This is a genomic window from Janthinobacterium sp. KBS0711 (assembly GCF_000988085.1).
Classification (GTDB): Bacteria; Pseudomonadota; Gammaproteobacteria; order Burkholderiales; family Burkholderiaceae_D; genus Janthinobacterium; species Janthinobacterium lividum_E.
The window spans coordinates 1-1,441 of the sequence record NZ_LBCO01000030.1; the positions used below are offsets into that span (position 1 = coordinate 1).

The window sequence follows — 1,441 nt, forward strand, 5'->3', positions numbered from 1 at the left end:
TGCCGATCTTCACATTCCATGTCGGTGCGTTCATTGTTGTTGTCCTTGGCGGTCGAGTTCATAACGGGCGCGCGCGGCTTGCACGGCTGGCTGGGTGGAGACCTCGGGCACGGCCACTTCCCACCAGCAACCGCCCTCTTCGGTCGTGCGCGTGTCGTCTGTATCGATGCAGATCAAGTACGTGCGGGAAGCGGCGCGGGCGCGCAGCATCGCCTGTTCCAGCTCGGCAATCGAGTCCACGTGCTCGGACAGCGCGCCCAGCGATTGCGCATGCAGGGCAAAGTCGATGTGCGGGGCGCTGTCGGGCAACATATTGTTGAACGAAGGATTGCCGCAGGCCTGTTGCAGGCGGTTGATGCAACCGTAACCGCGGTTGTCGAGCACGACGATGATGAGTTTTTTATCGAGCATGACGGAGGTGGCGATTTCCGAATTCATCATCAGATAGCTGCCGTCACCCACCATGACGATGACTTCCGATTTCGGCTTGGCCATCTTGACGCCGAGGCCGCCGGCGATTTCATAGCCCATGCACGAGTAGCCGTATTCCATGTGGTAGCCGCCCGGCGTACTGGTACGCCACAGTTTATGCAGCTCGGCCGGCAAGGTGCCCGCCGCGCAAACGACAATGTCGTTGCCGGTGGAATCCGGTGACGAGCGTTGCACGGCGCCGATGACTTCGCCGTCGTACGGCAAGCCGGCCACGTCGCGCTTGCCAGTGATACTTTTGACCGTCTCGCGCCAGGCGTGGCCCGCCTGCTGTGCCCGGTCCATCCACTGGCCCGCGCTATTCCAGCTGCCCAGCAGCCGCGACAGGCCTTGCAAGCCCAAGGTCGCGTCCGCCTGCACACCGAGGCCACGGCGTTTCAGCGCGTCAAAACGGTTGACGTTCAGGCTGACCAATTGCGCCTGCGCAAACAGGGAGTTGGACCCCGTCGTGAAATCCTGCAGGCGCGTGCCGATGGCCAGCACCACGTCCGCCTCCGCCGCCAGGCTGTTCGCCGCAGGCGAGCCCGTCACGCCGATGGCGCCCAGCTGCAGTGGATGATCCCATGGCAGAGAACTTTTGCCGGCCTGGGTTTCCGCCACGGGAATGCCATGGCGTTCGGCAAACGCCTGCAAGGCGGCGCTGGCCTGGCCATACAGCACGCCGCCACCGGCCAGTATCAGCGGCTGCTTCGCGTTTTTCAACAGCAGCGCCGCCTCTTCCAGTTCCTGCTCGACAGGCGGCAAGGCGCGGAAACGCACGATGCGCGGTTCAAAGAAATCGACCGGATAGTCATACGCCATCGTTTGTACGTCTTGCGGCAAGGACAAGGTGACGGGACCGCAAGCGGCCGGGTCCGTCAAGGCGGCAATGGCGCGCGGCAAGGCCGTCAGCAATTGTTCCGGATACACGATGCGGTCGAAATAGCGCGACAGCGGCTTGAACGCATCGTTG

At 63.1% G+C, this 1,441-nt stretch carries 1 protein-coding gene; it reads right to left on the reverse strand.

Going from position 1 to position 1,441, the window contains the following annotated elements:
• Window positions 1–30 precede the first annotated feature (30 nt).
• Window positions 31–1,441, reverse strand: a 1,411-nt coding sequence (locus VM94_RS18655; RefSeq protein ID WP_046684847.1) for a thiamine pyrophosphate-dependent enzyme, incomplete at its 5' end; no start/stop codon positions are given.